At 41.1% G+C, this 25,317-nt stretch carries 20 protein-coding genes; 10 read left to right on the forward strand and 10 right to left on the reverse strand.

Annotated elements, in window-relative coordinates; all coding sequences use genetic code 11:
* The first annotated feature begins 108 nt into the window (after window positions 1-108).
* The 3 genes from C7B62_RS04025 (at window position 109) to C7B62_RS04035 (ending at window position 3,322) form a co-directional block, all read left to right on the forward strand.
* Window positions 109-936: a squalene/phytoene synthase family protein gene (locus C7B62_RS04025; RefSeq protein ID WP_106233333.1), complete on the forward strand. Its 828-nt coding sequence runs from the start codon at window positions 109-111 to the stop codon at window positions 934-936.
* A 106-nt stretch (window positions 937-1,042) separates the two neighbouring features.
* Entirely contained in the window at window positions 1,043-2,770 is a 1,728-nt protein-coding gene (locus C7B62_RS04030) for a diflavin flavoprotein (RefSeq protein ID WP_106233334.1), read from the forward strand.
* A 147-nt stretch (window positions 2,771-2,917) separates the two neighbouring features.
* Window positions 2,918-3,322 carry a CAP domain-containing protein gene (locus tag C7B62_RS04035; protein ID WP_106233335.1) on the forward strand — a complete coding sequence of 135 codons (405 nt, stop codon included), beginning with the start codon at window positions 2,918-2,920 and terminating at the stop codon, window positions 3,320-3,322.
* 231 nt (window positions 3,323-3,553) lie between these two features.
* On the opposite strand, the gene C7B62_RS04040 is transcribed toward C7B62_RS04035, so the two are convergent.
* Together C7B62_RS04040 and C7B62_RS04045 are read right to left on the reverse strand one after the other, a co-directional pair.
* Window positions 3,554-4,270: a rhomboid family intramembrane serine protease gene (locus tag C7B62_RS04040; RefSeq protein WP_106233336.1), complete on the reverse strand. Its 717-nt coding sequence runs from the start codon at window positions 4,268-4,270 to the stop codon at window positions 3,554-3,556.
* A 114-nt stretch (window positions 4,271-4,384) separates the two neighbouring features.
* Window positions 4,385-5,065 (reverse strand): uracil-DNA glycosylase family protein, encoded by a 681-nt coding sequence (locus tag C7B62_RS04045; RefSeq protein ID WP_106233337.1) that lies wholly within the window; start codon window positions 5,063-5,065, stop codon window positions 4,385-4,387.
* Between the two features lie 167 nt (window positions 5,066-5,232).
* Between C7B62_RS04045 and sfsA the strand changes: the two genes are divergently transcribed.
* From sfsA to glgX, 4 genes are all read left to right on the forward strand, one after another.
* Window positions 5,233-5,973, forward strand: a complete 741-nt coding sequence (gene sfsA, locus C7B62_RS04050; protein WP_106233338.1) for a DNA/RNA nuclease SfsA — start codon at window positions 5,233-5,235, stop codon at window positions 5,971-5,973.
* 204 nt (window positions 5,974-6,177) lie between these two features.
* Complete coding sequence (proA, locus tag C7B62_RS04055) at window positions 6,178-7,482, forward strand: glutamate-5-semialdehyde dehydrogenase (RefSeq protein WP_106233339.1); 1,305 nt, start codon at window positions 6,178-6,180, stop codon at window positions 7,480-7,482.
* A gap of 27 nt (window positions 7,483-7,509) precedes the next feature.
* Complete coding sequence (locus C7B62_RS04060) at window positions 7,510-8,382, forward strand: alpha/beta fold hydrolase (RefSeq protein ID WP_106233340.1); 873 nt, start codon at window positions 7,510-7,512, stop codon at window positions 8,380-8,382.
* A gap of 94 nt (window positions 8,383-8,476) precedes the next feature.
* Window positions 8,477-10,588 carry a glycogen debranching protein GlgX gene (gene glgX, locus C7B62_RS04065; RefSeq protein ID WP_106233341.1) on the forward strand — a complete coding sequence of 704 codons (2,112 nt, stop codon included), beginning with the start codon at window positions 8,477-8,479 and terminating at the stop codon, window positions 10,586-10,588.
* A gap of 445 nt (window positions 10,589-11,033) precedes the next feature.
* On the opposite strand, the gene C7B62_RS04070 is transcribed toward glgX, so the two are convergent.
* Complete coding sequence (locus C7B62_RS04070; protein ID WP_106233342.1) at window positions 11,034-12,578, reverse strand: ABC transporter permease subunit; 1,545 nt, start codon at window positions 12,576-12,578, stop codon at window positions 11,034-11,036.
* 371 nt (window positions 12,579-12,949) lie between these two features.
* On the opposite strand from C7B62_RS04070, the gene C7B62_RS04075 reads away from it, so the two are divergent.
* Window positions 12,950-13,702 (forward strand): amino acid ABC transporter ATP-binding protein, encoded by a 753-nt coding sequence (locus C7B62_RS04075; protein WP_106233343.1) that lies wholly within the window; start codon window positions 12,950-12,952, stop codon window positions 13,700-13,702.
* Window positions 13,703-13,735: 33 nt separating this feature from the next.
* Here C7B62_RS04075 and C7B62_RS04080 read toward each other — a convergent pair whose 3' ends face one another.
* On the reverse strand, window positions 13,736-15,211 hold the full coding sequence (locus C7B62_RS04080) for an ATP-binding protein (RefSeq protein ID WP_106233344.1): 1,476 nt from the start codon (window positions 15,209-15,211) through the stop codon (window positions 13,736-13,738).
* A gap of 231 nt (window positions 15,212-15,442) precedes the next feature.
* Entirely contained in the window at window positions 15,443-15,772 is a 330-nt protein-coding gene (locus C7B62_RS04085; protein ID WP_106233345.1) for a hypothetical protein, read from the reverse strand.
* Window positions 15,773-15,950: 178 nt separating this feature from the next.
* On the opposite strand from C7B62_RS04085, the gene C7B62_RS04090 reads away from it, so the two are divergent.
* Complete coding sequence (locus C7B62_RS04090) at window positions 15,951-17,195, forward strand: sodium:proton antiporter (protein ID WP_106233346.1); 1,245 nt, start codon at window positions 15,951-15,953, stop codon at window positions 17,193-17,195.
* 184 nt (window positions 17,196-17,379) lie between these two features.
* On the opposite strand, the gene C7B62_RS04095 is transcribed toward C7B62_RS04090, so the two are convergent.
* Window positions 17,380-18,684: an HhoA/HhoB/HtrA family serine endopeptidase gene (locus C7B62_RS04095; protein WP_106233347.1), complete on the reverse strand. Its 1,305-nt coding sequence runs from the start codon at window positions 18,682-18,684 to the stop codon at window positions 17,380-17,382.
* 349 nt (window positions 18,685-19,033) lie between these two features.
* Between C7B62_RS04095 and C7B62_RS04100 the strand changes: the two genes are divergently transcribed.
* Complete coding sequence (locus tag C7B62_RS04100) at window positions 19,034-19,840, forward strand: SDR family oxidoreductase (RefSeq protein ID WP_106233348.1); 807 nt, start codon at window positions 19,034-19,036, stop codon at window positions 19,838-19,840.
* 218 nt (window positions 19,841-20,058) lie between these two features.
* On the opposite strand, the gene C7B62_RS04105 is transcribed toward C7B62_RS04100, so the two are convergent.
* The 4 genes from C7B62_RS04105 to rpmG all read right to left on the reverse strand — a co-directional run bounded on the left by C7B62_RS04105 (window position 20,059) and on the right by rpmG (window position 25,270).
* Entirely contained in the window at window positions 20,059-22,521 is a 2,463-nt protein-coding gene (locus C7B62_RS04105) for a PAS domain S-box protein (protein WP_106233349.1), read from the reverse strand.
* Window positions 22,522-22,714: 193 nt separating this feature from the next.
* Window positions 22,715-24,724 (reverse strand): ribonuclease R family protein, encoded by a 2,010-nt coding sequence (locus tag C7B62_RS04110; protein WP_106233350.1) that lies wholly within the window; start codon window positions 24,722-24,724, stop codon window positions 22,715-22,717.
* A gap of 99 nt (window positions 24,725-24,823) precedes the next feature.
* Window positions 24,824-25,039, reverse strand: coding sequence for a 30S ribosomal protein S18 (gene rpsR / locus C7B62_RS04115; RefSeq protein ID WP_096722591.1), 216 nt, complete (start codon window positions 25,037-25,039; stop codon window positions 24,824-24,826).
* A 36-nt stretch (window positions 25,040-25,075) separates the two neighbouring features.
* A complete protein-coding gene (gene rpmG, locus C7B62_RS04120; protein ID WP_106233351.1) occupies window positions 25,076-25,270 on the reverse strand; it encodes a 50S ribosomal protein L33 in 195 nt (64 codons plus the stop codon).
* Window positions 25,271-25,317: the final 47 nt, after the last annotated feature.

The following is a 25,317-nucleotide window of genomic DNA, read 5'->3' on the forward strand; positions in this document are numbered from 1 at the left end:
TTTCTAGTGTATGCTTTTCGATAAGTCATCGATCATTCCCGATATTTAGATATTTATAGGGTAAAAATCATGATGATTGTTGGTCAGCGTGAGGAGTAGCGAAGAAAGATGAATTTAAGAGATAGGGCCTTAGAAACTCTAAAGCAAACTAGTAGAACATTTTACATTCCGATCGCCCGTTTACCTGAGCAGCTTCAGGATGCCGTAGCATCAGCTTATCTTTGTATGCGGGCTATTGATGAAATCGAAGATACTCCTGACCTTGATAACCAGACAAAAGCTCTGCTTTTACGCTCTATTAGTCTAAGATTACAGGAAATAACCGATCTTGATTCCTATTTCCGTATTGGTGCAGATTTAGAGCAATACAGTGCCGTTTTACCCGATGTCAGTCTGTGTATCGGCGAATGGGCAAGTCTTGCGCCTAAGACGATCGCTCCGCGAATTTGTGATGCAACCGCAGCCATGGCCGAGCGGATGGCATATTGGGCCGAGCAAAACTGGATGATTGTTACTGAAACCGATTTAGATCGCTATACTTTTAGCGTAGCAGGAGCAGTCGGTTTACTGCTGTCAGATCTCTGGAGTTGGTACGATGGTACTATCACCGATCGCACTCAAGCGATCGCTTTTGGACGGGGTTTGCAGGCAGTTAATATTGTGCGTAACCAAAAAGAAGATATTCAACGAGGGGTTAGTTTTATACCTGACGAGTGGACAAACCAAGATGTGCAGGATTATGCTCGCCAACAATTAAAGCAAGCTAATTTATATATTGAATCTTTGCCCAAAGGCAGTCCTGCGCTGAGTTTTTGCCAAATACCTTACATATTAGCCAAAGGTACGTTAGAGGCGATCGCGATCGGGAAATCAAAGTTAAGTCGTCATGATGTTTTAAGTTTGGTTGAAAAAGTTACCAACGTTAAATCTGCTTGAATAATGAGCATTGAGCAGTAATTTAGTAATCAGCAATGAGCAACTAATAAGTCGTGGCACAATAAAGAAGAGTAAAAAAAATTTAATAAAAGTTAAAAGAGGGGATATGGTCGCAACACCAATTAAAACCAAACCCAGGTTAAGCATTCAAACGGCTGAGATTGGCTTTGATACTACAGCAATTCGTTCTCTAGATTGGGATCGCGATCGCTTTGATATTGAGTTTGGGCTACAAAACGGGACTACTTATAATTCTTATTTAATCCGTGGCGATCAAACAGCTTTAGTTGATACTTCCCACGCTAAGTTTCGGCAGCTATACCTAGATGCTTTGCAGGGTTTAATTAACCCAAAAGAAATTGATTATCTAATTATTAGCCATACTGAACCCGATCATAGTGGCTTGGTTAAGGATTTTCTAGAACTTGCCCCCCAGGCGATTGTGGTAGCTTCCAAGATGGCACTCAAATTTTTAGAGGATTTAGTTCATCAACCATTTGAGCAAATTATTGCCAAGAATGGTGACACTGTAGATCTAGGTCAGGGTCATATAATTGAGTTTGTCAATGCACCTAATCTTCACTGGCCAGATACTATTTTTAGCTATGACCAGAAGTCAGGTATTTTGTTCACCTGTGATGCTTTTGGGCTACATTATTGTTCTGATGCTACCTATGATGAGGATTTAAAGGCGATCGCCAAAGACTACCGTTTTTATTATGATTGCTTGATGGGTCCTAATGCTCGTTCCGTACTTTCGGCGATGAAACGGATGGATCAATTAGGAGAAATCAATCTTGTAGCTAATGGACACGGGCCTTTATTGCGTCATAACCTCCAGGAATTGCTGGATCGCTACCGTAACTGGAGTAAGGCTCAAACTAAAGCAGAAAAAAGTGTTGCCGTCTTTTATGTTGCTGATTATGGTTATAGCGATCGCCTGAGTCAAGCCATTGCTAAAGGGATCACCAAAACTGGTGTGGAAGTGGAAATGGTAGATTTGCGCTCGGCCGACAGTACTGAAGTCCATGAGATTGTTAATCGTTCGGTGGGTATTGTTTTAGGAATGCCTCCTTTGGCAAGCAAAAATCAGGAGGATATTGCTGCTAACTTAGGGACAGTCTTGGCAGCAGCTAAGGATAAGCAGCTAATTGGCGCATTTGAATCCTACGGCGATGATGACGAACCTATTGACCCTCTGATAACTAAATTCCGTGAAGCTGGGCTCAAACCAGGTTTCCCGCCTATTAAAATCAAAGATATTCCTACCGAAGCAGATTATCAGGTGTGTGAAGAGTCAGGAACTGACTTAGGACAACTTCTAACCCTCAAAGATTTAGTCAAGCAGATGAAATCTTTAGACACCGATTTAGATAAAGCGATCGGACGTTTGAGTGGGGGACTCTATATTATTACCGCCACGAAGGGGAACTTGAGTAGTGCCATGTTGGCTTCCTGGGTATCTCAGGCTAGCTTTGAGCCGATTGGCTTGACGATCGCAGTAGCGAAAGATCGGGCGATTGAATCCTTCATGCAGGTGGGCGATCGCTTTGTCTTAAACATCCTCGAAGAAGGTAAGTATCAAGGCTTGATGAAACACTTTCTCAAGCGGTTTAAACCTGGTGCAGACCGTTTTGCGGGGATTAATACCCAAACTGCTGCCAATGGTTCGCCTATTTTAACTGATGCTTTGGCTTACCTGGAGTGTGAAGTTTCAAGCCGTATGGAATGTAGCGATCATTGGATTGTCTATAGTAAAGTCGAGCTTGGTCGAGTTTCTAATCCTGATGGTTTAACGGCTATTCATCACCGTAAGGTAGGAAATCACTATTAGAAGTTCTTAGTTCTCGAATTGACAACCCAAGGAACAATTTTTATCAGGGCGAATAGTTATTCGCCCTGATATATTTTTATGGTTTGATTTTTTGACTTATTGCCACGAACATTGATAGGCTGACCGAGAAGAATTCAATAAGTAAAATTGGTTAATAATTCAGATACCTTCGATCAACAAATTCTCGATTTAGTAAATCAAGAGCGTTTTAAAGTCGGAGCAGATCCTCTAAGTATTAACGAACAATTAGATCAAGCTGCCGATCTTCATTCTCAAGATCAAGCTAGTCTGGATAATATGAGTCACACTGGTTCAAATGGTAGCGATTTTGGGACTCGTATCCAAGAAGAAGGGTATCAATTTTCAACGGCAGCCGAAAACGTCGCAGCTGGTCAAATAGATGCGGCAGATGTAATGGCTAGCTGGATGGGAAGCGATGGTCACCGAGCAAATATTCTTAATGCTGATTTTGAAGATATAGGCATCGGTTCTGCTACTGGTGATGATGGCAGTATTTACTGGACTCAAAATTTTGGAGCTGAAATAGCTTAGTTTCCTTAAAATTGCTTTTTGAGATAATTCCTTGAAAATCTTCCTCGAATAAACGATTCAGCGCGAACTGGGTGGAGGCTTTTGGGGAAGAAGATTCTTACCCAAAATGCGCCTTCGGTTTCTGTCGATAAGGCATATCCGAAGGTGTACCCTTTAGGACTGAATCAAAAAGCTAAAAGCAAAGAGCAAAGAGCAAAGCGGTTTAATCTTATTTGTAGCAACAAGCTTTGCTCAAACCAGATTCTTTTCTGCTGAACTATTAGAAAATAAACCTAATATAGGAGCTAATATAGCTCCAGCAATAAACCCTCCTGCGTGCGCCCAATAGGCAACTCCACCACTTTCCATCCCTACACTGGCACTAACTTCAAAAGAGGCAACTCCGTTTAGTGCTTGTTCGACGAACCAAAAACCCAAAAAATACACCGCAGGTATTCTAAACAACGGAAAAAAGAACCCCAGAGGTATTACCGTAACAATCTTAGCTTGCGGAAATTTAAGAATATATGCTCCCATCACTCCAGCGATCGCCCCACTAGCCCCTAAAGAAGGTACGCTAGACATTGAGGAAAAGAACCATTGAGCCATCACTGCCAAAACCCCACAAGATAGGTAAAACAGCAAGAATTTAGCTCTACCTAACTGTTCTTCAACATTGTTACCAAAGATATAGAGAAAGAGCATATTAAAGCCAACATGAGTAAATCCTGCGTGCAAAAACTGCGAGGTGATCGGCGTAACTACTTCGGGAATACTCTGATGGACATCAATGCCACTAAAACTGGCAGTTAACTCTTGGGGAACAACGGCAAATAAGTGAAAGAAACGATCTAATTGACTTGAATTCAGACTAAGTTCATATACAAAAACTAAAATATTAGCGGCAATTAAAATATAGGTAATATAAGGAGTTATTTGAACTGGATTTTCGTCTTTTAAGGGAACCATATTGAGAAAATTAAAAAATAATAGGGCAAAAAAGCAACGGGAATTTAGATTTGAGTTTGTAGATTAGTTTGTGATGCCTGAAACTTGATGAGAACATTATTACTTGTGAGTTCATTAAAACTCCACTTGTGACAGCCTACTCTGCAACATTTTGGGGAAAGCAGTATAGTATTTCTGATTTAGTGGAGAGGGATGGGGTAATGGTAATAGGGTGATGGCTTTGCTATGGGACATTCCTTGGCTGTCGGTGGCGCTGAGGTTCACGGTTAACTGATTATCAAAGCGATCGCTACTACGATAAAAATCATCAACTTCTCCTTTTCCACCATAGGGAGCAAACCATTTAAACGCTTCTGTGCCTAAAGTAATCACTTGATTTCCCTGCCAATGTAATACAAACAATTGTTCTAAAAAAGGACGAAATCTATTTTTTACCTTGGCTAAATAAGCTTTATTTCCTGGTGGCTTATAGGGAACTGTGTTAGTTAATAAAACTCGCTCAATTGTTGTATTATCTAAATCTTCCCTAGAAGGAGCTTTAGTTTTATGTACTGCGTAATAAAATCCTTGTCTAACCATTGTTCCCGAAGCGCCAATTAAAGGTTGCCGAGCATAAACTTCATCCTTGCCTAAGTCACGACCAAAAAAACACAGAGGACTAGTTAAATTTCCCGCATAAAGAATTGGTTCGGTTGGTTCAATTCCCGCTGATTCATATACAGGCAGATCGAGAGGAAATTCAGAGCGTTTAGCTTCTTGTTGTACCTGAACAATGAGAGTTTCAAGATCGGACATGGATTCAGTTTAAAAGTTAACAGTAAGTTTGATGACAATCAATAAATGTGTATAGGAAATGATTATCTCATCTTGTCTTAAATCACCAACACAACTATTTATAGATTTATAGATCTATAGATATACAGCCTGATAAAATTAGCTTCGTCTTTAGTTAATCATCATTTATGACCCTAATCTACCAGTATCCTGATTTAATTCCAGGTCGCCTAATCAAACGCTACAAAAGATTTTTGGCAGATATTGAATTGGTTACAGGAGAAGTTATTACGGCACACTGTCCGAATACAGGGCCGATGACGGGAATTTGTGTAACCGATAGTTTGGTGCAGGTGTCCAAAAGCAATAATCCAAAACGCAAGCTGGCATATACTTGGGAAATGATTCAGCTTGGCTCTACCTGGGTGGGAACGAATACCGCTATGCCTAATCGTGTAATTAAATTAGCATTAGAGCAGCAACTATTGCCTGAATTAGTTAGTAAATACAACACTATTCGCTCTGAAGTTGCCTATGGTAAGGATAACAAAAGTCGAATTGATTTCTTGCTAACAGGAGACAGCAGCCAACCAGCAATATATCTTGAGGTCAAAAGTGTAACTCTAAGTCAGGCTAACTTAGCTTTATTTCCCGATACAGTTACCACACGAGGACAAAAACATCTCAGGGAGTTAATTGATTTAGTTCCCGAAACGATAGCAATCATGCTCTACTTTATCAATCGAAGCGATTGCGACACCTTTGCTCCTAGTGATACTTGCGATCCAAAATATGGTGAGCTATTACGCCTGGCGGTGGCTCAAGGAGTAATAGTTTTACCCTACCGCTTTGAAATTACGCCTCAAGGCATTAGCTGTTTGGGACTGGCAGATTTTCTAGCTTGTGAACCAATGCTATCTACAAGCTAGATCGCCCAAGTTGCTTGAGGTTGAATTAAAGAGAAAATTAAGAACAAGTTGTATCGCTTTTTAAAGATTGTGGGTAAGCGATCGCTGCTGATATTTAATTACAACTATCTACTTAAGCAATTTAGCAAAAATTGGCAGTTTCTAACCAACTCGCCATCCGTTAGAATTAGGGACATATGATGAACATAGTAGGTCGGATTATAAATGGTTGCTTCTCAGATAGAATCCCTCTCTTTAATTGAAATTGCTCAACAAACCCGTGCAGCAGCACTTAAACTGGGGGGTTTGTCTACCGATGAGCGGAACTCTGCCTTAGAAGCAGTGGCAAAAGCGCTGACATTAGCTACCCCAGAGATAATTGCTGCTAATCAAGCGGATCTTCAAACAGCAGAATCTGAGCATCTTGCTCCCGCACTATATTCTAGATTAAAGCTGGGAGAGTCCAAACTACAAGCGGCGATCGCTGGAGTTAGAGATGTGGCTAAACTACCTAACCCCATCGGCGTTAGTCAGATTCACCGTGAGTTAGATGAAGGTTTGATTTTAAAGCGCGTAACTTGTCCTTTGGGAGTTTTAGGCATTATTTTTGAGGCGCGTCCTGAAGCTTTGATTCAGATTACTAGCTTGGCAATTAAGTCTGGTAATGGGGTAATTCTTAAAGGAGGAAAGGAAGCAATTAATTCTTGCCAGATATTAACTAGGGTTATTACTCAAGCATTAGCATCGACCAAAGTTGACCCTGCTGCGGTGCAGTTATTGACCACCAGGGAAGAAATTAAACAGCTATTAGAACTCGACCAGTATATAGACCTAATTATTCCTCGTGGTTCTAATTCTTTTGTCCGTTACGTTCAAGACAACACTCGTATTCCCGTCTTGGGTCATGCGGACGGGATCTGTCACCTTTATCTGGACAAAGGAGCGGATTTGGCTAAGTCGATTAAAATCACTGTTGATGCGAAAACCCATTATCCCGCAGCCTGTAATGCGATCGAAACTTTATTAGTACACAAAGATATCGCCGAAGAGTTTTTACCCCAGATTGCCCAAGCACTGCAAGCAGAGGGAGTAGAGTTACGGGGAGATGAAGCAACCAGAGCTATTATTAATGCCAAAGCAACTAGAGAACATGATTGGCAGACCGAATATAGTGATTTAATCCTGGCGATTAAAATAGTCGATACTGTGGAAACTGCGATCGCCCATATCAATCACTATGGGTCAAAACATACTGATGCGATCGTCACAGAAGACCAGCAGACAGCAGATATATTTCAAAATCAAGTGGATGCAGCAGGAGTGTATCATAACTGCTCAACTCGCTTTGCTGATGGTTTTCGCTATGGCTTTGGTGCAGAAGTGGGTATTAGTACTCAGCAGATGCCTCCCCGCGGCCCAGTCGGTTTAGAAGGTTTGGTTACTTATAAATATAAGCTGACTGGTAATGGTCATATTGCTGCAACCTATACAGGTATAAACGCGAAAGCTTATACTCATCGTGACTACTAATTACTGCATCAATACTGAGTTAGTTAGATGAACAATTGGCAGCACAAGTCGATCAAAACCAACGGAATTAATCTCCATTATGTCAGCCAAGGGTCGGGAAAATTAATGCTGATGCTCCACGGGTTTCCAGAGTTTTGGTATTCTTGGCGACACCAAATTAAAGAATTTGCCTCGGATTATCATACAGTAGCTTTGGATTTGCGGGGATATAACGATAGTGACAAGCCAGCCGAACAGTCCGCTTATCAAATGTCCGAATTTATCCAAGATATCAAAGGTGTGATTACGGGTTTAGGTTATGCAGACTGTATTTTAGTCGCGCATGATTGGGGTGGCGCGATCGCCTGGAATTTTGCCTATGCTTATCCGACAATGGTGGAAAAACTTATTGTTTTAAATATTCCCCATCCAGCCAAATTTGCTCAAGGTTTACGCACCCCAGAACAGTTGCTTAAAAGCTGGTACATCTTGGCGTTTCAGCTTCCTTTCTTGCCCGAATTTTTGCTTCAGTTGAATGACTATCAGGCGATTAAAGAGGCTTTTTCGGGGATGGCAATTAATAAAACTGCTTTTAGTGAAGCAGACTTAAATGCTTATCGAGATGCAGCAGCCAAACCAGGAGCGCTCAGGGCGATGGTGAATTACTATCGGAATGTTTTTCCCTTATTATTCAACAACGAACCCGAATGGCAAATTTTAGCAGTTCCGACTCTAACTATTTGGGGTGAAGCAGATACAGCTTTAGGAAAGGAATTAACCTACGGTACAGAAGCTTATGTTAGCAATTGGCAAATTAAATATATTCCCCACTGTAGTCATTGGGTACAGCAAGAACAGCCAGCTTTAGTCAATGCTTATATCTGGGAATTTCTCCAACGATCATCAACTCCAGAGTTGTAAAAGTTTTTGTCGATTCATATACTGCAACATTCAATTCGTAATGCTATGGTAAATCCTGGAGTTAAGAGCTAGGGACTGATAGTTAAATTAAAATATGGTGAGGAAACCAACGGTATTACCTGGAGCAAGTTTTCCTTTAGGCGCAACTGTTTATCCTGATGGGGTCAACTTCAGCGTCTTTTCGCAAAATGCATCAGCAATCGAGCTATTGCTGTTTAATACGGCTCAAGCTGCCAAACCAGCATACGTCATCAAACTCGATCCAATTCGCCACAAAACTTACTACTACTGGCATGTTTTTGTTCCCGATCTTCAGGCCGGGCAAATTTATGCCTATCGAGTTTACGGAGAATATGCCCCCGAAAGAGGAAATCGCTTTGACAAAACCAAGGTATTGCTAGATCCATACGCCAAAGCAATTGTGGGGGAAGAATTCTACGATCGCCATGCGGCTGAAAGTCCAGGTAATAATTGCGCCCAGGCACTCAAGGGGGTGGTAGTAGACACGAGTACTTACGATTGGGAACGCGATCGCCATCCTCGGATTCCCTATGCTGCTAGCGTGATCTATGAAATGCACGTTGGCGGTTTTACTCGCAATCCTAATTCTGGTGTTGCGCCCAAAAAAAGAGGCACTTACGCAGGGTTAATTGAAAAAATTCCCTATCTCCAAGAATTGGGCATTACTGCCGTAGAATTATTACCCGTACATCAGTTCGATCCCCAAGATGTCCGCCCTGGATTAAAAAATTACTGGGGCTATAGTACCATTGGATTCTTTGCCCCCCATCGTGGCTATAGCTCTCAGCGCGATCCTTTAGGGGTAGTGGATGAGTTTCGCGACATGGTTAAAGCTCTCCACAAAGCAGGAATTGAAGTGATTTTAGACGTGGTATTCAATCACACTGCAGAAGGTAATGAAAATGGGCCAACCCTCTGCTTTAAAGGTTTAGACAATCAAATCTACTATATTCTGGAAGAAAATCAGGCACAATATAAAAACTATAGTGGCTGCGGTAATACCTTTAAGGGTAATCATCCTGTGGTTGCTCGGCTAATTGTCGATTCCCTGCGTTACTGGGTTTCCCAAATGCATGTGGATGGTTTTCGCTTTGATTTAGCTTCTGTCTTGTCGAGAGACGTATACGGTGAACCGATTGAGGATGCGGGAGCCTTAAAAATTCTCTCAATTATTGAGTCCGATCCTGTCTTAGCTGGAACTAAACTGATTGCCGAAGCTTGGGATGCTGCTGGACTATATGACGTAGGTAAGTTTGTCGATCAGGCAGATTGGTTTTCTGAGTGGAATGGCCCTTTTCGGGATGATGTCCGTAGTTTTGTCAAAAGCGATCCCGGTGCAGTTAATCATATGGCTGCCAGAATTTTAGCCAGCCCCGATATTTACTTCCGCCAAGATACAGACATTAACCGCTGTGTGAATTTTGTCACCTGTCACGATGGATTTACCCTCAACGATCTGGTTTCCTATAACGAAAAACACAACGAGGCAAATAGAGAAGGTAATCGTGATGGGAGCAATCATAACTTTAGCTGGAACTGTGGTTCTGAAGGCATTACCGATGATCCTGAGATTGAACAGTTACGTTGGCAGCAAATTAAAAACTTCTTAACGGTGCTGTTTATGTCTCAAGGAACACCAATGTTACTCATGGGAGATGAAATTCGCCATACTCAGCTAGGGAACAACAATGCCTATTGTCAAGATAATGAATTAAGTTGGTTTAACTGGGATTTAGTAGAAGAACACCAGAATTTATTGCGCTTTGTCAAAACATTGATTCGTTTTAACCTAGGAACGAAAATTTTTCGCGAGGAAAAATTCTTACAGGTAGATAAAATTAGCCAGCAACCTCACATTATTTGGCATGGACAGCGCTTAAGAAAACCCGATTGGAGTGACGATGCCCACTGTCTAGCTTTTTCTCTCTGCCATCCTCCTAGTGATGAACGAGTACATGTAATCTTTAATGCTTACTGGAAACCATTAGAGTTCGAATTGCCACCCCTTAAATTAGGTAACTCTTGGCATCGGATTGTTGACACTAGCTTACCTGCCCCAGATGATATTGCAGATCCTGCAACAGCTAAAAAAATATATGATAGTTGCTATCTAGTGGCAGCGCGATCTTCTGTGGTGCTGTTGGATCAGGGCAGTATTATACCTATTCCCAACTTTAGTCTGTAACCTGAGGGTTGAAACAACTTATAGCTACTTTCTGTTTATAGATTGTAGAAATTTGGGCGTTGCAGAATCTAGGTATGATTCTACAATTTCTGCAACCAAACAAATCAACTAAAAAGCTAATAACCTGAGTTTGGGATTAGCTCAAATCCTTATTTTGAAGGTATTTAAAAAATACTATTTTCCGTTCTTCTTTCATAGTAGAGTTGCATCCAAACTATCTCAAAAGCTATTAGCTATTAGCTATTAGCTTACAGCTATCTCTACCAATTAATCTGCTTAACCCGAACTCAGGTTAATAGCTAATAGCTGACAGCTACGAACAGATTACTTTTCAGCTTCATACTTCAAATCAGCAACGCCGAAATTTGTAATTGTTTGACTGTTGTGCCGTTGATAAACTGATACTTGAATTATTGATTTTTGATGACTGAAATTGCTGAACTGATTAGCTTGCTATTTGTTCTGGAGTTGAAGCAACCTTTGTCAACTCTTTTTTACTGGCACGAAGCGCGGGGTTGAGGCGTTTTTCTAGCCTGCTAAAGACTCTAGATGCAATAAAAGTCAGAAACAAATAGATCAACGCCACTGCTGCATAGATTTCAAATGCCCGATAGGTAGTTGCTACCATAAGCTGTCCTTGACGAAATAGTTCCTCAAAACCAATAATTGCCACCAAGCTAGTGTCTTTAATCATGGTGATAAACTCATTCCCCAAGGGTGGTAACATGCGACGAAAAGCCTGAGGAAAAATAACGTGACGCATAGTTTGCACCCATCCCATGCCCATCGATTGAGAAGCTTCCCACTGTCCTTGATCGATTGATTGGATGCCACCGCGAATAATCTCCGCCAAGTAGGCAGCAGAATTAAGACTAAGAGCCGTAATCGCAGCAGTAAATTGATTAAAGCTAAAGTCCAAGCCGATTCCCTTTAACAAAGATGGTAGCCCAAAGTAAATCATAAAGATTTGAACTAGTAAAGGCGTACCGCGAAAGAAATCAATATAGATACGGCACAGCCAGCCTAAAGGTTTAAAATCAGAAATTGAGGCAGTAGCCAATAAAGTTCCGCCAATAGAGCCAAAAAAGACTGAAAACGCCGTTAATAAAATGGTGATCGTTGCCCCATACAAGAGGGTGGGAAAGATTGAAAGAATATTAAAGGCAGCAGCTTCCCCTTCTAAAGCTGGAGCAACCAACGGTAGTTTGGGTGGCTCTCCTGCAAACCATTTTTGATATATTGCGCGATATTTGTCAGTTTTGAGTAGTTCATCTAAGGCATCATTCACCTTGGCGACGTTGGGAGAGCCTTTGGGTAAGGCTATTCCGTAATATTCTTCGGTTAATAGCTCACTTACCACCTCAATGTTATTCAGGTTGCCAATCTTAATGGCATATAGGGTAACAGGGGCATCGTTAACTACAGCATCAACCTTGCCATTGCTCAACTCTTGTAAAGCCAGTGCCGAGTTATCAAAGGTAGATAGTTGCACCCCTGGTATTTTTGCTGCCTCCTGTGCGCCTGTTGTGCCGATCGCCACGGCAACTTTTTTATTTTCTAAATCATCAAAACTTTTGATCTCTCCTTTATTTTCTTTTCGAATCGCGATCGCCAAACCAGACTGGAAATAAGGACGGGCAAAATCCACCGTCTGACCACGTTCAGCGGTAATAGTCATTCCGCTAATGGCTGCATCAATAGTTTGAGACTGTAAGGCAGGAATCAAGCCATCAAAAGGCATACTTTGAAACTGAATTTCTAAACCCGCTTCTTCACCAATTGCCTTAAACAAATCAATATCAAACCCTGTAAAACCTTTGCCATCTGGTGCCTGCATTTCAAAAGGCGGAAACGCTGGTTCTGTTCCCACCTTTAAAACTGACTGAGCCTTAAGAGGATTAGTCAAATAATAATTAATACTAATTATTAATAGTGCGCCAATGATGCCTAATCCTATTCTTTTAAGCCAAAATCGCAATTCTTTATGCATAATAATCTATAAACAGCCTTATCTATATCTTTAGCTGGAGTAACTATTACTATTTCATCATTTAAGAACCAATATTGTTAACTAATCTGATTTTATTGATGATTTTTAACAATTACCGCTGGGCAATAAATTAGTCTGAAAATAGATTATTATTGCCATAAAAAGCTTGAGTAGCAGCACTTATCTGCCGATCACTCTACCAACAAGGGCTGGAGCTTTACCTGCCCCGAAAAGTTTAATTTAGATATCTAAATTTTTGGTTGAGTAAATTATGATTGCAAAATTAGATAATTAATGTAATTAATCTAACAGTTATGCAATAAAATTAGACTTATTCTATTCACGATATGAATTCATAAAATACCAAGATTATGTCTAGTTTTGCTCCAGTTATTTCCTTTGATAACTTAAGAAAAAGCTATGGTTCTTTAGAAGTATTAAGAGGCATTACTGCCTCACTTTACAAAAAAGATGTTGTCTCGATCATTGGGACTTCTGGCTGTGGCAAAAGTACTTTGTTACGCTGTTGTAATCGCTTGGAAACCATTAATAGTGGCAAGCTAAAGGTAATAGATATTGACCTGTCTGAACCAAAAATTAGTTCCCAAAAGTTGAAGCAGTTACGAACCAAAGTAGGAATGGTTTTTCAGCAGTTTAATTTGTTTCCTCACCTCAGCGTGTTGCACAATTTGATGTTAGCTCCTGCCCAAGTGTTAAAAGAATCAAAACTAGAATGTCGCGATCGCGCCTTGCACTATTTAGATAAAGTGGGTTTGAGTAGTAAAGCTGATGCCTATCCCGAACAGCTCTCTGGGGGACAAAAGCAGCGAGTGGCGATCGCTAGAAGTCTCTGTATGAAGCCTGAAATAATGCTCTTTGATGAACCCACTAGCGCCCTCGATCCTGAATTAGTTGGGGAAGTCTTAACGGTAATGAAACAGCTAGCGGAAGAAGGAATGACCATGGTGGTAGTTACCCATGAGATGCAGTTTGCCCGTGAAGTTGCTAACCGAGTAATTTTTCTTAACCAAGGAGTAGTAGAAGAAGAAGGTGACGCCAGAGAAGTCTTGACTAATCCTCAATGCGATCGTTTAAAAGGCTTTTTGAGTCGGATGAATAATTAAAGCTGAATTAAATGTAATTATTGTTGAATCTGATTAAATTTTCGGAGTTTTAGGCCGAGTAAACAAAAATTTACAACCTCTGGGCGTATTTTCTACTAGCCAAAGTTTACCCCCTTCTTGTTCGACGATTTTTTTAACTATCGCCAAGCCAATGCCTGTATTAAGAGTTGAACTATCGCTATCTCCTGTTTGAAAAATTTCAAAAATCCGCTCTTTTGCAGATTCCATAACTCCTGGTCCATCATCAGCGATCGCAAACTGATAATGTGTCTGGCAATCTTGCGCTGTAATTTCTATTTGTCCTGTATCTCGGTCGTGATGTTTGATGGCGTTGCTAATTAGATTAGATAAGACCTGAGTTAGAAATAGCCTTTTAGTCGTAATAGTTGGTGGTAAACTGGCATAAGTTATCTTAAAGTCAGCAGGAGGGGTCAAAGAATCAATCACCTCGGCTATTAATTCTGCTAGATCTATTGTTTCTGTAGCTAACGTTTGTCTCCCTACTCTGGAAAACTGCAATAGGCTATTAATCATCGTATCCATTCTTTGGACTCGCCGATCCAACAGATCTAAATGTTGTTTGCTTTCTGGCGAAACTTGCTCGCCTAGATCTTCGGCAAGCCATTGAGCTAAATTGGCAATCCCCCTTAGTGGTGCTTTGAGATCGTGACTTACGATGTAAGTGAAGCGATTTAACTCATGATTGCGCTGCTTTAAGGTTTCTTCGGCGGTTTTTCTCGCCGTAATGTCCCGATAAATAGATAAGATTTCCTGTACCTGATTGTTTTCATCGAGCATTGGCGTTACAATCACCTCCCACCATTTAGGTGTTCCTTTTGCTGTGGCACAATAGCCATCAAATCTGGCAATTTCTCCCCCATTGGCGATCGCTAACGCCTGAATTGCTTTTTCGCGATCGCAATCGTGCCAAAAAGTTAACCAAGGTGCGTACTGTACCCGAGCAAAATCATCAATTTCCATGATATTCTGTCCGCCGTCGTTCATATACAGTATACGACCCTGAAGATCTAAGACTTTGATACAGTCTGGACTACTTTCAACAATGCGACGCACGAATTCAATATTGCTCTGTAGTTTAAGCTCTTTTTGTTTATAATCGGCCAGTTTAGCTTCGGCGATCGCTTGGCCAGTCCTGCTGTATGCCGTACCAATCCATAGCTGAGGATCGCGATCCTCAGTTAATAATTCCAATTCTAAATTAAATAAACTATATTTTCCTTGGCTATCTTGAAGATGATAATTATTCTGCCATTTTTTGAGCGGAGAATTTTGCTGCCAGCGATCTTTGGTTATTTCTTTTTGCTCTAAAGAAAACAGATCCCATAAAAAGCATGGTTGAGAATTAGATAGCGATCGCCCTGTATAGTTTTCCCACGCAATATTTGCCAGGTAAATCCGACCTGCGCCATCCATCAACCAGGCTGGAGCACGAATGCGCTCCAGTAATTTTTGATAGCTTGAAGCGAGGTCTGTAGCTATAAATGACATTAAATAACCTTAAAGCAAGAATTAAAGATAAAGCATATTTTAATTTTACAATAATACTATATTCATAATTCAAAAGCGTCAATAACAGCCTTTTAAGTTAATTTTTGCCTAATCTTTAAAATCTGTTGATAATTAAATTTAAATCAAAAATTCCAGCCTTCCTATGTTATCTGTAATCATTTGCAAGCTGGAATAATTGGTAGTTTAATGAAGTTGTAGCTCTTGAAACACTTAATTTTTATTATCTAAATTTAGAGCATCTTCAATTGCTGGAGGCGCAATTTCCTCTAGGTTAAGTTTTTCAGCTATACTTTTGTCTTCTACATCTTCCTCAGCTTGTTTAGATCTTTCTGCCTGTATTGCATTACGATTTGCCTTGGCTGATTGATATTCAGCATCATTAAGAGGGCTTTCTTCGGCGATCCCCACGGCATCTCTTTTTAGTACCTCTGCCAAAACGCGATCGCTATGACCGATCCCCACAGCAGAACCAAAAAATACGATTAGAGAAATCAAGCCAATAGTCACAATTCTACGAAGCTGATTTGATAAAAACAACATGATTACACATGATTTACTAGCATTTCAACCTATTATTAACTCAGTATTTAGCTTTTTCTAACATCCTACTCAAGATACACTTGCTGACTACTCGTTTAAATAGCACGATCCAACTATTAATAGATTTTACCTTCAGCGTAGTTGCGGTAAATTGAAGCAGCTTTAATTTAAAAAAATAATGGATAGTTATATTCTCAGCCTTTTAGTTATTGGAACACTGTTGCTGGGGGTAACTTTAGGTTCGGGTTGGATTGAACGTTTGCCTCTTTCCTTTTCCTTAATTTATCTAGTAGTTGGTGTTTTATTGGGTTCATATGGCTTTGGCTTGATCGAAATCAGACCAGATGCTGAGTTTTTGCAAAGACTCAGCGAATTTGTGGTCATTGTTTCGGTATTTGGCTGTGGACTAAAAATGAATCGTCCACTTAAGCTTTGGGCATGGCAATCTACGATTAGATTAATTGGGTTATTAATGCCGATTTCGATCTTCGCCTTAGCTGCGGTCGCCCATTATATTTTAGGTATGGGTTGGGGTGCTGCGATCCTGTTAGGAGCGATCCTGGCTCCCACAGATCCTGTGTTGGCTTCTGAAGTGCAGATGGGCGATCTCGAAGATCGAGATGAGTTGCGCTTTTCCCTGACTTCTGAAGGAGGTTTAAATGATGCGCTAGCCTTTCCTTTTGTCTATTTTGGCATTTATGCTGTCAAAGATTCTAACTGGGATAATTGGTTGAAAAGCTGGATCGGGATAGATTTACTCTGGGCGATCGCTTCGGGGATTGTGATGGGGATTGTGGTGGCCAAAGCCGTAATCTGGATCGACCATCATTTACAAAAACGTCGCTCAGTCACTGATTTGATGGAAGATTTTGTCGCCCTCAGCATTATCCTACTTACCTACTCGCTAACTGAATTAGTTAACGGCTATGGTTTTTTGGCTGTGTTTGTGGCTGGAATAGTAGTGCATCGTAGTCATTTGGTTCAGCGTGAAAAGCACATCGCCCAGATGGAGTTTACCGAGCAGATAGAAAAGCTATTAGAAATTACGGCGATTGTAATCTTAGGTACTGTTTTGCTATTTGAGCCGATGTTCAAGTACGTAGGACAATCTTTACTGGTTGCCGCATTATTATTTTTAGTTATTCGTCCCTTGGGAGTCTGGTTGAGTACGCTAGGAGGCGGTTTACCAAAAAATACTCGCAACCTCATGGGTTGGTTTGGGATCAAAGGTTTAGGCTCAATTTACTATTTAACTTATGCTTTAGGCGAAGGAGTTACTGGTGAAACTGCCGAGCAAATTGCTTGGATTACCTATACAGTTGTAGTGTTGTCGATCATTATTTATGGTATCAGTGCGTATCCTCTGATGGCTTGGTATGAGAATGTTAAAAATAAGTCCCAAAAGAGTGAAAAAGTTATTTAAAAGTTATTTAAAGAGTAGTAGGGGCAAATGGGCAATACTTCTCACTTAGGGAGATAGGGAGATAATTAATCACCAGTCCCTTAATTCCCCAATTCCCAATTTTCCAGTTCTCTAATTAAACTGTTATTAGTAATCGGGCGATCGCTATCTTGACTGAGGGATCAAACTTAATCCCTCATAAATCTTAAGGCATTTGATTTTGTGTGTCAGCTTGAGCTGTGGGATATGCTCCCGCCTTGACTGCCAAATTCATCGCTTGTCCATTTCGTTTTAATTCAAGCTGAAGATTTTTGCCCACTTGGCTGCTTTCTACTACTTGCTGTAAGGCATCGGCATCTTTAACGGCTTGACCGTCAATTTGCCAGATCACGTCTCCAGCCCTTAAACCAGCTTTGTCCGCAGGAGAACCTGGTACTACTTGAATCACTAATACTCCTTGGTTGTCAGATACACTTAAACCACTATTGGGATTAGAGTTGATTTGCTGTTTAACCTCTGGAGTTAGAGTAACCATTTGAATACCCAAAAAAGGATGTTCTACTTTACCCGAAGCAATTAGCTGGTCAGAAATTCCTTGAGCGGTATCGATGGGAATCGCAAACCCAAGCCCCTGCGCCCCTTGAATAATTGCGGTATTGATCCCCACAACTTCCCCTCGCTGATTGAGCAAAGGACCGCCAGAATTACCAGGATTGATGGCTGCATCAGTCTGAATAAAATTGACTCGTTTGTCGGGAATGCCTACCTGTCCTGAAGAACGACCAGTCGCACTGATAATACCTTCGGTGACTGTATTGTCTAATCCCAAAGGATTACCAATGGCGATCGCCATTTCTCCTGGCTGAAGAGCTTTGCTATCACCAACTTTTACTACAGGCAAATTTTGGGCATTTACCTTGACCACTGCCACATCGGTAACAGAATCTCTACCCATTACTCTACCTTCAAAAGTACGTCCATCTTTAAGGGTAACCGTAACTTTTTCTGCACCATCGACAACATGAGCATTAGTTAAAATAGTGCCATTTTTATTGATGATAAATCCAGAACCCATTCCCTGCTGAACCCGCGTATCTGGAATTTGAGGCCCTTGAGAACCAAAAAAGTTACGGAAAAAAGGATCGTTGAACATCTCAGCCTGGGGATTTTTTACCGTGCGAGAAGAATCAATGCGCACTACCGCAGGCCCTACCTGTTGGACGATCGCCGCGATCGGATTATTAGCTACCGCAACTGACATTGATTGGTCAGGAACTTGGTTATTGGCTTGTGTAGCTGATTCTGTAGCTGAATTAGATTCAGCCACGGCGGAAGTTCCAGAAAGCACACTATGATTGGCTAACAGATAGTCTCCCCCTACACCAAGCCCAGCACCTAATAGAACTAAAGCTAAAGCTGTGAATGATTTTGGCAGTATTCGGCGACGTTGAGGGGAAGAACTATCAATGACGACACTGCGATCGCGGTCATATTTGGGAGAAGTTGACATAAAATTGCACCCTAAATTCAATTAAAAGAAACTATAGAATATTCTTTTAAGATAATTAGATCGTATGACTTTGGTGTGTCGTTCAGATGAAAGTTAAATGACTGCCATTTTTATTTTGATTCAGCAAACTGAATCAATTAGGCGCGATCCCCGTTTTGAGAAGTTTTCAATCAAAAAAAACATTGTCAATCGTAAATTATATTTGTTAAGCTACGACCGAAGCGAAAGTTTTTTGTCAACTATTCTTCATAAAATTTAATTCTTTTGCTCACGTCTTTACGCTGATTCACCTACTGCACATTATCTTTTCAAACATTACTGCAACCATTATTAATTAGAGATTTTTGCTATGAAGTTATCACACAAAACGGCTCTAATCACTGGAGCTTCTCGCGGAATTGGACGAGCGATCGCCCTAGCTTTAGCCCAACAAGAACTTAAAACACTAATCTTAGTCGCTCGCGATCGCGCTAAATTAGCAGAATTAGCTACAGAAATTCAATCTTTATCTAGCATCGAAGTTATTGTTCTGCCTTTAGATTTAACTCAAATTAAGGCAGTAAATATGACAGTAATCAAAGCTTGGCGACAACATGGCCCAATTCAGTTGCTAATTAACTGTGCAGGAGTGGCACATCAAAGTAGCTTTTTGCAAACCAACCCTGCACAAATGGAGGCAGAGGTTTCTCTTAACTTAATGGGAACTTATACTATCACTCGTTTAATTGCTAAACGCATGGTTCATCAACAAGAAGGAACTATAGTCAACGTTTCTAGCCTGATGGGAAAAATTGCTGCCCCCACAATGGCTACTTATTCGGCTACCAAATTTGCTTTAGTCGGATTTACCCAGGCTTTAAGAGCCGAGTTAGCTCCTGAAAATGTGCAGGTAGTTTCTTTGCTGCCCTCTTTAACCGATACCGATATGGTGCGGGGACTCAAACTATTTCGTCTAGTAAAACCGATGACCGCCCAAAAAGTTGCCTTGGCTTTGGTTGCAGGGTTAAAACGAGGTAAAGAAGAAATTTATGTCGGCTGGCAGAGTTATCTAGCTTTGTTGTGTCAGCGTTTTGCACCTTGGCTGCTAGAACTAATTTTATCGATCGCCGCTCCTATGCCCAGAAAGCGATCAAAGTTTGTTTGGCTTTTTCGCTAGCTAAAAATCGCGATCACATTTATCTTTTATGCTTTTGGAGAGTCTGCTAAAGCAGATTCTGTCAGGCTTGGTAATGATATAGAACTCATTTAGGATCTGTTTTGAGCAAGGATCTACAAAAATCTCAAATGGGTTCTATAAGGCTTTGATAAAAATGCTTGTACATCAATACCAAGATCTTTCAACAGCAATTTGGAGATAAGGATTTATTTGGCTAACTATTTAGAAACAGAATTTTCCTGGGTGGTTTTTGTGTCAATAGCTGGCAAACACACTTGAAATTGACTCCCTTTGCCGATCTCACTCTTAAGATTGACAAAGCCATCGTGGTTTTTGACGATGCCGAGCGCTGTAGAAAGTCCTAAACCAGTACCTTTGCCCGATCCTTTGGTCGTAAAAAAGGGTTCAAAAATGCGCTCTTTAATTTCTTTCGGTACACCGCAACCCGTATCCGATACAGTGATAACTACATAGTTACCAATTTTTGCCTCCAAATTCATCCTGACGTAGTTTCGATCAAAAAATTGATTCTCAGCAGCAATAGTTAAAGTTCCTCCATCAGGCATGGCATCACGAGCATTAACACACAGGTTGATTAATACCTGATATATTTGGGTGGGATCTGCTGAAATTGTCCAAAGCTCCGAAGTCCCTTGATCGCTGAAAATTTCAATCGAATTGGGAAATGTTTCCTTGACAATATGCTCGATTTCTTTAAGTAAGTTTTTTAGCTGTATAACAACTCGCTGTTCAGGCTTTCCCTGGGCAAATAAGAGAATTTGCTTGACTAATTCTGCACCGCGTTTAGCATTATCTGTGATGATTTCTAACATCTGCCTATTTCGTGCATCTAGATTTGGCAGTTGAAGAGGAAGCAGTTGAGCGAATCCGATAATTGGTGTCAAGATATTATTGATGTCATGAGCAATACCGCTGGCTAGAGTACCAAGGCTTTCTAAGCGTTGCGCCCGATAAAACTGTGCTTCAATTTGTTTTTTCTCAGTAATGTCAGTATCAACGGTGAGGATCGATTTTGCTTGTCCAGCTTCATCTCGCACTAAGGTCATTCTGCTACTGACAATCGCTTCGTTACCAGACTTGGTTAATTTTTGTAATTCTCCTTGCCACGAACCAACCTCAAGGACAGTTTTGATAGCTTCTTGGATCTCAAAGGAACTTCGGTGGCACATGAGTTCGCTAGTTTTCCTCCCAACGGTTTCTGCTACTGTCCAACCATATAAACGTTCTGCTCCAGAGTTCCAAAATAAAATACGATGTTCTAGATCGCGGACATAGATAGCATCAGAGGCAATATCGAGTAAAGCAGCCTGTTCGCGGATTTTCTGTTCTGCGCTTTTGCGTTCACGCAGTGCAGCTTGCCGTTCGCTGATATCTTTCATAAAGCAATAGTGTCCAGTCAATTGCCTTTGCTCGTTATATACAGCAATCATGTTAAGTTGCTTGTAAAAAATTGAGCCATCTTGACGAATTCCCCTCGCCTCAACTTCCACTTTGCCTGCCCTCAGCATTTGTTGATAGGCAGCCGTCACCATTTCAATATCTTCGGGATGGACAGTTCGCTGCCATTCCATACCGAGCATTTCTTCAGGTTGATAACCGACTGCACTAGCATAAGCTTGATTGACCATCAGATAACGTCCCTGAGAGTCTAACTGCGAAATTCCCTCCACAGCATTGCTTAAAACAGCACTCATTTCTCGCAGTCCAATTTCTGCACTTTTGCGTTCCCGCAGGGCAGCTTGCTGTTCGCTAATATCTGTCACGAACCCTTCTAAAAACTCAAGTTCGCCGTCTTCTGTATAAATTCCTTGTCCACGTTCCCAAACCCATTTTTGAGTTCCCGATTTAGTGATAATGCGATATTCACATTCATAGGGTTGGCGATTTGCGATCGCTTGCTGAATTTTATCCCAAACCCAATTAGCGTCATCTGGGTGGATATCCTGTCTACAAGAAATAGTGCGCTCAACCAAATCTTCCTGTTTATATTCAGTGATGGCAAAAACACCTTGACTAATAAATTCTGGGGTGTAATTGCGATCGTTAGTGGCTCTATACACATAACCAGGTAGGCTATTGATCAACGTAGACAGTCTACGCTCACTCTCCTGGACTGCTGCTTCTGCTTGTTGGCGTTCTTTGATTTCCTGTTGCAATTGTAAATTTGCTTGAACTAACTCTGCCGTGCGTTCTTGCACTTTTATTTCTAGCTCGGCTGCATAGAATTGTAGAGTCTCTTCTGCTTGCTTTTGAGCGTTTAGCGCAGCTTGTTTTTCCCGTACATTTTTCAGAACCACACGGAGACTTTCTGGTGTCAGGTTCTTTTTAACCAAATATTCAGCAGCACCATTTTTCATCGCCTCTACTGCTATCTTTTCATCCCTCTGACCTGTTAAGATTACAACTGAAAGATTGGCTTGCTCAAACTGATTTTTTTTAAATTTGCCCAAAAACTCTAGTCCATCCATATCTGGCAGCAAGTAATCTAGCAAAATTACATCAGGAAACTCCTGTCTGCACAACAAAAAAGCCTCTTGTCCAGTCTCAGCTTCTAAAATTCTGTAAGAATGATGCCGATCTTGAGATAAGTAGCGACGGTAAGTTATTCGGTCTTCCAGACAGTCATCAACAAGTAAGACTGTCTGTGTGGTCAGATTCATCTTTTTATCTCCGATTTTTACTAAAAAAACCCGAATTTTTATTGCTCCTCAAACCTAAATCATTTACTTTTAGACTAAATAAGTATGTCGATCCTATTGTTTCAGTATAGAACCCATGAGAAATCTTGATTGAGCAAGGATCGACCCAGAGCCTACCATCAAAACTTTCTGACACTAATCTTAATCACTTAGACTAAGAAGAAGCTGCCTGAATTTCTGCCTCAGTTATTTCTCTCAATCGCACTTCATCCCGCTGAGGATCGGCGTGAGTTACTTGCATTTCCAGGCGTTCTCCTAAAGCTACGGGACGATCAAAGCGGTGGGGTAATTCCATGCCTAGATCTTCAATTAGAATCAAGCCTAAATCTTCGTCTTGTCTGAGCCAGCGCAGAACAACCACATCCCACACACACTTAGAATTGCGTCTGAGGTATTCTAATCCCCAATAACGGTTAGTTTGACGCTCGACTAAGGTTGCTTCATAAGATGAGCTACTAACGCTGTAGACAATTTCTTGGAGTTCTTCGCGAGAAAAGGGTAGTTCTTCTCCTTTGAGGTGAGCCTTGATTTGAAAATGGGAAAGTAAGTCTGTATAACGGCGGATGGGAGATGTTACCTGGACATAACTGTCTAAACCCAAACTAGCATGACGAATTGGGGACATGCTCATTTCGCTACGAGGCATACAGCTACGAATAGCGCAAAAACGGGTAGGCCCTGCGGGTAATTGGAGTAATTCTTCTTCTGGGGGTAATTCTGGTTGAGGTTGACCTCTGTAGGGCAGAGGTAAATTGTTCTCTGTGCCATATTTTCCGCCAATTTGACCAGCTAAGATCATCATTTCCGCCACTAACTGACGAGAAGGAGAACTATCAATCAGTTCAATGGTTACTTCTTCATCTTGAACCTTGATTACTGACTCAGGCATCTTGATTTGAATTGCTCCTTGATCTTTGCGCCAGCTTCTCCGCAAATAAGAAATTTTGGCTAGATCGGCAATTTCAGGTTCGTTCTGCACTCCCAACTGCAACATCTCGTCGACATCATCATAGGTAAGACGGTAAGTAGGCTTAATTAAACTAGGGTGTATTTCGTACTCTTGAATACCTCCAGACTCATCCAAAATCACCCCAAAGCTCAGGGCAGAACATGTTTTACCTTCAACTAAGCTCATCGGCCCTGTAGCTAACTCTGGAGGGAACATAGACACCATTCCTGTGGGCAAATAAAGGCTGGTACTGCGACGGCGAGCCTCTAAATCCAATTCGTCTCCAGGATTGACGAGGCGAGTAGGATCGGCAATATGAACCCAGATTTTAGCCGTACCATTTTCTAAATATTCAACGCTTAAGCCATCATCAATCTCAGTAGTGCTTTCATCATCAATTGTACAAACCTTAAGATGAGTCAGATCTAAACGGTTGTCATTAGTTTCAGCAGGATCAGATTGAAGACGAGGTTGCACCACATCAAGCACCTTTTTAGAGAACGTTGTTGGATAAGAACTACGGCGCAAAAATAGATTTTCGTGCCTACTCCACCATCCTAGATCTACTAGTAGTTGCCAAGCTCCTTGAGCATCAAAATGTCTGCCTGCCGACTGTAATATTTCTTGGGCTAGTTTGGAAGTATGATTGCTATCAAGAGCTAATTTTTCGATCGCTTCTAATCTTAAGCGATCGCTTTCACTCCAGTGAATTTTTTCTCCTGCTAACGCCTGTTGGAGATGAGCTATAAACTGGTTTTTTTCCTCCTCTTTCTCTGCTTGGACCTCTAGCTGATGCTTGATCTCTTCTACTTGAGCAGCGGGACGGGGTTCGTAATGCTCAGATTTTTGTTTGAAATAAACTTTGTCCTGACTCAGAAGAAAGTGAGCAGCATAACAAGCCACAGGACTTTGCTCTGAAAATAATAATTCCGCCATTTGTTGGGGGGTGACAGTATCGTTATCTTCGATGAGCATTTCCCAGGCGATTTCTAGGCTGCTGGGGTCTAAATAAGACTCGACTTCTGCTAGAAAGCCTTTAATGTCGCCAGACTCATAAGTACCTTCTACGGCGTAATCAACTCTTTGGGGACGTATCTTATGGGATTGTCCCCCTGCATCAATTACAATCCAATCCTTTTTTCCTTCTGGTCTTTCGGCAACTGCAAGACGACGTTCTCCTTGAACTCTGAATTCAATCAGCTTTCCTTGTTCCACCAGCTTTAGTACTCGACTGCTTACAACATTATCTTACAGTTTACTTTTCGCTGGCTAATTCTCTCCACCGAACCATTAAAATATTTTGCTATTTTTTGGTTAACCTTCTGCATTTACAAACGGTAATAAGGCGATCGCTCTTGCTCTTTTAACAGCTACAGTTAAATCTCGTTGCTGTTGAGCAGTTAAGCCAGTGATGCGACGAGGTAGAATTTTGCCTCTTTCGGTAATAAATTTGCGTAGCAATTCGATATCTTTGTAGTCGATCGGATCGCTAGGTTTAATGGGAGAAAGACGCTTACGATAATATGCCATGATTTTACTCGCTCTAAATCTAATTGGGATACTTGATTATTTAATTTCTTTGTGGACAGTGTGGGTATTGCAATGAGTACAGAACTTTTTCAATTCCATTCTGCCTGTAGTATTGCGACGGTTTTTCATAGTGGTATAACGAGATACCCCAGGAGAACGCTTATTAGTGTTTGTACGACACTCGGTACATTCCAATGTAATCACGATACGAACGCCTTTCTTGCTTGCCATAACTTTTGCTCAGAATTACTTATGCATGTGCCTATATTGACACGCAG

This window comes from Pleurocapsa sp. CCALA 161, from assembly GCF_003003995.1.
Taxonomy (GTDB): domain Bacteria; phylum Cyanobacteriota; class Cyanobacteriia; order Cyanobacteriales; family Xenococcaceae; genus Waterburya.